We start from the raw sequence: 7,439 nt of genomic DNA on the forward strand, positions 1-7,439 counted from the left end.
CCCTCACCCCGGCCCTCTCCCCGCAGGCGGGGAGAGGGAGGCTTCGCGGCCGCGCTGCGTTCGAACGCGACCGTCGGGTTTGCTGGCAGTCGGGCGCGTCGATGACAGACGTTTCTTCGACACTTTCGGAGGCCGCGTCGCCCCGCGCCAGGCGGCGCCGCGCGGTGCTGCCGATCATCGAGATCGCGATGCTGGCGCTGTTCCTGCTGCTGCCGCTGGTGCTGCAGGACTATCTCACCGTGTTCATGACGCGGGTATTGATCCTGTGCCTGTTCGCGCTGTCGTTCGATCTGGTGTGGGGCTATGCCGGGATCATGAGCTTCGGCCAGGCGGTGTTCTTCGGCGGCGCCGGCTACGGGGTGGCGCTGCTCGGGCGTGATCTCGGGATTTCGTCGATGCTGCTGGTGGTGCCGGCTGGCGTGCTGATCGGATTCGCGTTGGCGCTGTTGATCGGCGGCTTTCTGCTGCTCGGGCGCAACCCGTCGAGCGTGATCTTCGTTTCGCTCGGCACGCTGACCGCGTCCTATGCGTTCGATCGGCTGGCGCGCGGCTGGTACTATCTCGGCGGCCAGAACGGCATTCCCTCGATCCCGCAGATGACGATCGGCAGCTACGACCTCGGCGAGGGCGCGGTGTTCTATTATCTGGCGCTGGCGATCCTGATCGCGGTCTACGCGGTCTGCCGCTATCTGGTGCGGTCGCAGTTCGGGCTGGCGCTGGCCGGCCTGCGCGAGAACGAGCAGCGCATCTCCTTCTTCGGCTACAAGGTACAACATCTCAAGGCGATCATCTTCTCGCTCAGCGGCGCGATCGCCGGGCTCGCCGGCAGCCTCTATGCGTTTCACGAGGGCTTCGTCTGGCCCAACATGCTCGGCGTGGTGATGTCGACCCAGGTGGTGCTGTACGTGCTGTTCGGCGGCTCCGGCACGCTGATCGGCGCGGTGATCGGCACCGTGGTGATCGAGATCGTGTCGTTCTGGCTGTCGAATTCCTACCAGGACATCTGGCCGATCATTCTCGGCGCCTTGATGCTGCTGGTGATCCTGTTCCGCCCCGCCGGGCTGATCAGCCTGATCGTCAGCCACAGTGAGCGGATCGGCAGCTTCGGCCGGCCGCCGAAAGGGGGCGACCATGGCTCTGCTTGAAGCCCGCGGCATGAAAAAGGTGTTCGGCAAGCTCACCGCGCTGAACGGCGCCGAGCTGACGGTGCAGCCCAACGAGTTTCACGGCCTGATCGGGCCGAACGGCTCCGGCAAGAGCACGATGATGAAGTGCATCGCCGGCGCCGAAGTGCCGACGGAGGGCCGCGTCGGGTTCGACGGTGCCGATATCACCGCGGCGTCGCCGGCCGAGCGCGCCCGTGCCGGCATGAGCCTGAAATTTCAGATCACCTCGGTGCTGCCGGCGCTGACGCTGTACGACAACGTGCTGCTGGCGCTGCAGGGACAGACCGCGCTCTCCAAGCTGATGTTCTCGCGCACGCGCGGCCTGTTGCACGACAAGGTGATGGCGATGCTGGAGCAGTTCCGGCTGGTCGATCGCGCCGGCGAGCATGCGTCTGCGCTGTCGCACGGCCAGCAGCAATGGCTCGAGATCGCGATGGCGCTGGCACCCGAGCCGAAACTGCTGCTGCTCGACGAGCCGACCGGCGGCATGAGTCTGGAGGAGCGCCGCGTCACCGGCGAGCTGCTGGCGCCGATCAAGTCGCGCTGCTCGCTGGTGATCGTCGAGCACGATCTCGATTTCATCCGCGACATCTGCGATCGCCTCACCGTACTCGATCAGGGCGCGGTGCTCGACACCGGAACGGTCGAGCAGATTCAGGCGAGCCCGAAGGTCCAGGAGGTGTATCTGCGCCGTGCTTGAGGATCATTATCTCGACATTCGCGATCTCGACGCCGGCTATGGCCGCAGCCAGGTGCTGTTCGGCGTGTCGCTGTCGGCGCCGTGGCGCGGCGGCGTCGCCATTCTCGGCCGCAACGGCGCCGGCAAGACCACGCTGATGAAGGCGATCATGGGCGAACTGCCGGCCAAGCGCGGCAGCGTTTCGCTGGATTCGCGCGACGTCACCAGGTTGCCCACCGAGCAGCGCGTCCGCGCCGGCTTCGGCTACGTGCCGCAGGACCATCCGGTGTTCGCGCGGCTGACGATCCGCGACAATCTCGCGGTGGGGGCGTTGACCAACAAGGACAGCCGCGCGGTCGACCGCGTGCTGGAGATGTTTCCCAAGCTCGGTCAGCGGCTCGACCAGATCGCCGGAACGCTGTCCGGCGGCGAGCGCAAGATGCTGGCGATCGGCCGCGCGATGCTGTCGGAGCCGAGCGTGCTGCTGCTCGACGAGCCGACCGAAGGGGTGTGGATCGGGGTGATCGAGGAGATCACCGACCGGCTGATCGCGCTCGCCAAGGAAATCGCGGTGGTGATCGTCGAGCAGCATCTCGACCTCGCCCTGCGCGTCGCCGACCGCGCCTTCGTGCTCGACCGCGGCCGCGTCGCCCTCACCGGCACCGCCGACGAGGTCCGCAACGACCCGCGGCTGCTGCAATATCTGGCGCCGTAGCGGCGCTAAGATCCTCTCGGTCATTGCGAGCGCAGCGAAGCAATCCAGGCATTGTGCACTGAGCTGGATGCTTCGTCGGTCTCGCCTCCTCGCAATGACGAGGAGGAGATGTTCGTAGTTCAAGACGCGGACGGAAGGTCGACGAATTCCGCAATCAGCCGCAGCACCTCGTCCGGCCGGTCGTGCTGCAGCCAATGGCCGGCATCGCTGACGATCTCGGAGCGGACGTCCTTGAAATGACGCGAAGCTGCGGCGGCTTCGGCCGGCTGGAGAAAGCTCTCGCCGGCGAACAGCAGCAGCGTCGGGCAGGGGATCCGTGCCCACAGCTCGGCGTATTCGGACGGCGCCAGCCGGTGCGGCGCCGTCACCCGCTGATACGGATCGAACTTCCACGAATAGCTGCCGTCGTCGTTGCGGCGTACGCCATGAGTGGCGAGGTGCAGCGACAGCTCCGACGTCAGCCGCTTGTTATGGGCGCGCATCTGCGCCGCGGCGTCGGCCACCGTTGCGTAGCGGCGCGGCGCGCGGCCCTCCAGCCGATCGAGCTGCCCGAGCCATTTGGTCATCCGCTCGTGCACCGGCGCCATCCGGGCGTCGGGGCGGACCGTGACGCCGTCGAGCACCACCAGCCGTTCGACCCGTTCCGGAAACGTCCCGGCATACAGCATCGCGATCATCCCACCCATCGAATGGCCGATGACGGTCGCAGGTCGAGCAGCGGCGAGCGGCGGCAGGCGCGTCAGGTCGTAGACGTATTCCGGCAGCGCGTAACTGCCTCCGCGCGCCCAATCGGAATCGCCATGGCCGCGCAGATCCGGCGCGATCACGTGAAAGTGCGGCTGCAACGCGCGGGCGAGATGATCCCAGCTACGGCCGTGGTCCTTGCCGCCATGAATCAGCAGCAGTGGCGGCGCGGCGGCGTTGCCCCAGTCCCAATAGTGCAGGCGCAGGCCGTGGGATTGAAAGAAGCAGCTTTGTGGTTGTTGCATTGTTGTCTTGCGAGCGTTTCCACGGCTGCAATAGCCCGAGCCGGTGACCGCTTCAATGCCCCCTGCCGGGCCGCAACGCCCCACCGGTGCTCCCCACCGGTGCCACCCTGGGCGGGCTGACAATCTGTAGCAACACGGGTATGCATGGGGCTTACGACTATCGCGACTGTCGCGAGCGCTTTCGACGTCGCAAATCTCTTGCGCGTCTTCAGCGTCCATCATGAATTGAGCGGAGATCCCTTGATGGCTGCGGCCAGCGGCGTCCGAAAGACCTCTCCGGCGGTGAAACTTGTCGACACCCGCGAGCTGCGCGAAAACGCCGTGGTTGCGGCCGAGTTCCTGAAGACGCTGTCGAATGTGTCGCGGCTGATCATGCTGTGCCAGCTCGCCGAGGGCGAAAAGTCGGTATCGGAACTGACCGAACTGCTCGACGAACGACAGCCGACGGTGTCGCAGCAGCTCGCACGGCTGCGCAGCGAGAAGCTGGTGCAGGCGCGACGCGAAGGCCAGCAGGTGTTCTATTCGCTCGCCAGCGAGGAGGTTCGCAGCCTGATCCTGGCGCTGCACGCCACCTTCTGCCGCAAGGATCGCGGCAAGGACAGACCCGCGGCACATTCGCGGGCGAAAGCCGCGGCGACGCCTCGCCGTCAGCGCCAGACCGTCGGGGCTTGAAGCGCGCTTTCCGTCAGTCCGCCGGATTGCCGCCGAACAACCTCTGGAACAGGCTCGGTGGTTTCGGGCCCTGCACCGTCGGAAAGCCGGCCTTGCGCCACGCCAGAATGCCGCCGCCGAGCACGTAAGGCTCGCACACGCCGTTCGCCTTGGCTTCGATCTGGCCGCCATACATGCGCGTCCGTCCGCCGGAATGGCAGAAGAAGATCGCCTTGCGACCCCGCGCCGCGCTCAGGTCGCCGTGCCTGAGACCCGTCAGCGGCAACTCGATCGCACCGGCGATGTGTTCGCGCTCGATCTCATGCCGCTCGCGGACGTCGACCAGCACCGCGCCGTCGTGCGTCATCATGCGGTGGGCCTCGATCGGCGAAATCGTCTTCACGCTCATGTTGCAGTCCGCTCCGTTCGGCGAATCGGCCCACCGGCTCCGTGACCCGGATGTCAGCGGAACGTGGTCAGGTAGTGACGTTCGAACAGCCGCTTCAGCCAGTGAAACAGCTTCATCTTCGGTCCGACGAAGTTGAAACGCTCGTTACGAAACACCAGCATGCCGGAATCCAGCGTGTCGACGATACACACCAGTTCCGGCTTGAAACGGCTGCTCGGCTGCTGTCCCGCTTCGATCGCGGCGATATTGGCCGCCAATGCGATCGCCTGCAGATCGGCCTGATGCGCCTGCTTCGGCATCCAGTCCGGACCGGGGAACGAACCGGCATCGCCGGCGACCCAGACGTTGGGCAGACCTTCGACCCGGCACAGTTCGTCCGCCTTGATCATGCCGCCGGCCGAGAGCGGCAGTTCGGTGTTCTCCAGCCATGCCGGGCCGGTCAGTCCCGGCATGAACAGGATCAGGTCGGCGTCGATCTCGCCGTCTTCGAGTACGACTTTACGCTCTTCGAATCGCAGGATCTTGCGGCCGAGCCGGGTGGCGATGCCGCGGCTCTTCATCTCCCGCAGCAAACCATCGACCGCGCGCTCGCCGAGCCGTGCGCCGGGGCGCGGTGCCGGGCTGAAGAACACAATCTCGAAGCCCGGGCGCTTACCTCGCTGACGCAGCAGCGTATCGATGATGAACAGGAATTCGAACATCGGCCCGCCGCGCATGGCGCCAGGTTCGTTCGGATTGGTGGCGAAGCCGACCGCGATGGTGCCGCCCTTGAGCGCGTCGAGCCGGCGTCCGATCTCTTCGCCGACCTTGATGCCTTCGCACGGGATCAGCGCGTGCTCGATGCCCGGCAATTTGCGGATGAAGCGGCCGCCGGTGGCGATGATCAGGTGATCGTTGCGGAGTTCGCCCTGGTCGGTGACGGCGATCCGGCCGCCGTCCTTCAGGCCGGTGACCGAGGCTTCGACGAAGTCGATCCGGTGCTTGTTCAGGAAGTGGTCGAGGGGCACTTTCAGCCGCTCGCCCTGACGGATGCCGGCGGGAATCCAGATCGAGCTCGGCAGGAAGTGCAATTCGCGACGCGGCGAGATCATCGTGATCTCGGCGTCGACCTTGCGCTTTCGCAACTCGCGGGCGGCGGTGAGGCCGGCGAACCCCGAACCGATGATGGTGATGTTGCGCATCCTGGCGAATCCTCGTTGGGCGCGTCGTATGCCCCCGCCGAACGATCCGTCGCATGGCAGCCGCCGGCAGTCTGTGACGATGTCACCGCCGCGGCGTCGCCGATCGGGCATCAAGCGATCGGGCATTGCGGGGCGCCGCGGCTGCCGCCAAGCTGGAGCCGCGTCCCGGTACGTCAAAAGGAGAACCGGCCATCATGGCATCCGAACACTTCAATATGTGGGAGAGCCGCTTTGCCGGTGACGACTACGTGTTCGGGACCGCCCCGAATGCGTTTCTGGCGTCGTGCCGCGAATTGCTGCCGAAGCAGGGGCGGGCGCTGGCGATCGCCGATGGCGAAGGCCGCAATGGCGTGTTTCTCGCCGAGTGCGGTTTGTCGGTGCTGTCGGTGGATTTCTCGCCGAACGCGCAGTCCAAAGCGCAGCGATTGGCGGCCACGCGCGGCGTGACCATCGAAACGCAGTGCGCCGATCTGCTGACCTGGCAATGGCCGCGCGACGTCGACGTGATCGCCGGCATCTTCTTCCAGTTCGTCGAGCCGGAGCAGCGCCCGGCGGTGTTTCAGAACATCCGTGACGCGCTGAAACCCGGCGGTCTGCTGCTGATCGAGGGGTACCGCCCGAAGCAACTCGTCTACAAGACCGGCGGCCCGAGCCGCGCGGAAAACCTCTACACCCGCGAACTGCTGGAGCAGGCGTTCGGCGATTTCGACAATCTCAGCATCCGGGAGCACGACAGCGAAATCGTCGAGGGCGCCGGTCACGCCGGACTATCGGCGCTGATCGATCTGATCGGCTGGAAGCCGAAGTAATCGGCGTTCAATCGTCCATCGCGCAGCCGTCGAACACGCGTGGTCCGCCGGTCTGGAGCCCGAGCCAGGCGTGAACGACGGCCTGATCGAAGCCGACCTCGCGGCGGTCGCCCGATTGCATCAGCGGGCGCCGGATCAGCAGCGGATCGTCGATCATCAGCCCGAGCGCCGTATCCTCGGTGAGCGCGGCGAAATCGATCGCGCCGGCTTTCACCTTCGGCGAGGACTGGTTGAACCATTCGGCCAGCGGCTTGTCGCCGAAGAACGGCCGCAGCGTGTCGCGCGTCCACGGCTCGGCCAGCAGGTTGCGAACCTCGAGTTCGTGGCCCGATGCGGTGAGCAGCGCCTTCTGCCTTGCGTTGCCGACGCAGCCGGGTTTTTCGTAGAACACGATGCTCGCCACTGTACACTCCCTCAACAGATCGTCTTGTGTTCGCGCCCGTCGCCGCTCGCTCCGCAACCCGGGGGCGCCGTCAGCCGCGGCGCGATCTCGGCCCACCAGCTCTCGATCGCCGCGCGGCTGCACGGCAGCACCGCGCCCTCGTCGCCGATGAACGCGCGCCACGCGTCGGCGCATTTCTCCGGCACGGCTGTGAGCAGCGGTCGCCCGGCGACGATCGCCTCGGCGAATTCGTTGCGCAGGCCCTTGCCGGTCGCTTCCTGCTTGGAGAATTTGTTGATCACCACCAGCGCGGTGCCGCTCGCGACCGCCCGCGTGACGGCTTGGGCGGACTCGGCGAGGCCGCCGGCGTCGAGCTTGCACGATCCTGCGCCGCTGCCGAGCGTCTGCGAAATCCCGATCGCCTCGCCGGTCATCAGGTCGATGAGCTGCATGTCGAT

The 7,439-nt window shown here is 66.3% G+C and carries 10 protein-coding genes; 5 read left to right on the top strand and 5 right to left on the bottom strand.

What is annotated here, in order from left to right; genetic code table 11:
- The first annotated feature begins 101 nt into the window (after nucleotides 1-101).
- Genes DU475_RS22345 through DU475_RS22355 form a run of 3 tightly spaced genes read left to right on the top strand, consistent with a single transcriptional unit; the run spans nucleotide 102 to nucleotide 2,560 of the window.
- On the top strand, nucleotides 102-1,145 hold the full coding sequence (locus DU475_RS22345) for a branched-chain amino acid ABC transporter permease (protein WP_164633357.1): 1,044 nt from the start codon (nucleotides 102-104) through the stop codon (nucleotides 1,143-1,145).
- The gene (locus DU475_RS22350) at nucleotides 1,132-1,866 is read left to right on the top strand and encodes an ABC transporter ATP-binding protein (RefSeq protein WP_164633358.1); all 735 of its coding nucleotides are present in this window, start codon (nucleotides 1,132-1,134) and stop codon (nucleotides 1,864-1,866) included. Before DU475_RS22345 ends, DU475_RS22350 begins: the two co-directional genes overlap by 14 nt.
- Nucleotides 1,859-2,560: an ABC transporter ATP-binding protein gene (locus tag DU475_RS22355; protein WP_047308454.1), complete on the top strand. Its 702-nt coding sequence runs from the start codon at nucleotides 1,859-1,861 to the stop codon at nucleotides 2,558-2,560. Before DU475_RS22350 ends, DU475_RS22355 begins: the two co-directional genes overlap by 8 nt.
- Before the next feature lie 119 nt (nucleotides 2,561-2,679).
- Here the strand turns inward: DU475_RS22355 and DU475_RS22360 are convergent, their stop codons facing one another.
- Nucleotides 2,680-3,549, bottom strand: a complete 870-nt coding sequence (locus tag DU475_RS22360; protein WP_047308453.1) for an alpha/beta fold hydrolase — start codon at nucleotides 3,547-3,549, stop codon at nucleotides 2,680-2,682.
- Nucleotides 3,550-3,792: 243 nt separating this feature from the next.
- On the opposite strand from DU475_RS22360, the gene DU475_RS22365 reads away from it, so the two are divergent.
- Nucleotides 3,793-4,221 (top strand): ArsR/SmtB family transcription factor, encoded by a 429-nt coding sequence (locus tag DU475_RS22365; RefSeq protein ID WP_047308452.1) that lies wholly within the window; start codon nucleotides 3,793-3,795, stop codon nucleotides 4,219-4,221.
- A 13-nt stretch (nucleotides 4,222-4,234) separates the two neighbouring features.
- Here the strand turns inward: DU475_RS22365 and DU475_RS22370 are convergent, their stop codons facing one another.
- Nucleotides 4,235-4,609: a rhodanese-like domain-containing protein gene (locus DU475_RS22370; protein WP_013500939.1), complete on the bottom strand. Its 375-nt coding sequence runs from the start codon at nucleotides 4,607-4,609 to the stop codon at nucleotides 4,235-4,237.
- Nucleotides 4,610-4,662: 53 nt separating this feature from the next.
- Nucleotides 4,663-5,790, bottom strand: a complete 1,128-nt coding sequence (locus DU475_RS22375) for an NAD(P)/FAD-dependent oxidoreductase (protein WP_164633359.1) — start codon at nucleotides 5,788-5,790, stop codon at nucleotides 4,663-4,665.
- A 194-nt stretch (nucleotides 5,791-5,984) separates the two neighbouring features.
- On the opposite strand from DU475_RS22375, the gene DU475_RS22380 reads away from it, so the two are divergent.
- Complete coding sequence (locus DU475_RS22380) at nucleotides 5,985-6,599, top strand: SAM-dependent methyltransferase (RefSeq protein ID WP_013500941.1); 615 nt, start codon at nucleotides 5,985-5,987, stop codon at nucleotides 6,597-6,599.
- Nucleotides 6,600-6,606: 7 nt separating this feature from the next.
- On the opposite strand, the gene DU475_RS22385 is transcribed toward DU475_RS22380, so the two are convergent.
- Both DU475_RS22385 and DU475_RS22390 read right to left on the bottom strand, forming a co-directional pair.
- Nucleotides 6,607-7,002, bottom strand: a complete 396-nt coding sequence (locus DU475_RS22385) for an ArsC/Spx/MgsR family protein (RefSeq protein ID WP_164633360.1) — start codon at nucleotides 7,000-7,002, stop codon at nucleotides 6,607-6,609.
- An 11-nt stretch (nucleotides 7,003-7,013) separates the two neighbouring features.
- A partial coding sequence (locus tag DU475_RS22390; RefSeq protein WP_164633361.1) for a DUF2478 domain-containing protein occupies nucleotides 7,014-7,439 on the bottom strand: 426 nt, incomplete at its 5' end.

It is taken from the genome of Rhodopseudomonas sp. WA056, from assembly GCF_010906995.1.
Lineage (GTDB): Bacteria > Pseudomonadota > Alphaproteobacteria > Rhizobiales > Xanthobacteraceae > Rhodopseudomonas > Rhodopseudomonas palustris_G.

What these genes read in the sequence shown, in the direction of transcription:
- DU475_RS22380 (WP_013500941.1), top strand. Translation starts at nt 5,985, where the DNA reads ATGGCATCCGAACACTTCAATATGTGGGAGAGCCGCTTTGCCGGTGAC.
- DU475_RS22360 (WP_047308453.1), bottom strand. Translation starts at nt 3,549, where the DNA reads ATGCAACAACCACAAAGCTGCTTCTTTCAATCCCACGGCCTGCGCCTG.
- DU475_RS22345 (WP_164633357.1), top strand. Translation starts at nt 102, where the DNA reads ATGACAGACGTTTCTTCGACACTTTCGGAGGCCGCGTCGCCCCGCGCC.
- DU475_RS22375 (WP_164633359.1), bottom strand. Translation starts at nt 5,790, where the DNA reads ATGCGCAACATCACCATCATCGGTTCGGGGTTCGCCGGCCTCACCGCC.
- DU475_RS22350 (WP_164633358.1), top strand. Translation starts at nt 1,132, where the DNA reads ATGGCTCTGCTTGAAGCCCGCGGCATGAAAAAGGTGTTCGGCAAGCTC.
- DU475_RS22370 (WP_013500939.1), bottom strand. Translation starts at nt 4,609, where the DNA reads ATGAGCGTGAAGACGATTTCGCCGATCGAGGCCCACCGCATGATGACG.
- DU475_RS22365 (WP_047308452.1), top strand. Translation starts at nt 3,793, where the DNA reads ATGGCTGCGGCCAGCGGCGTCCGAAAGACCTCTCCGGCGGTGAAACTT.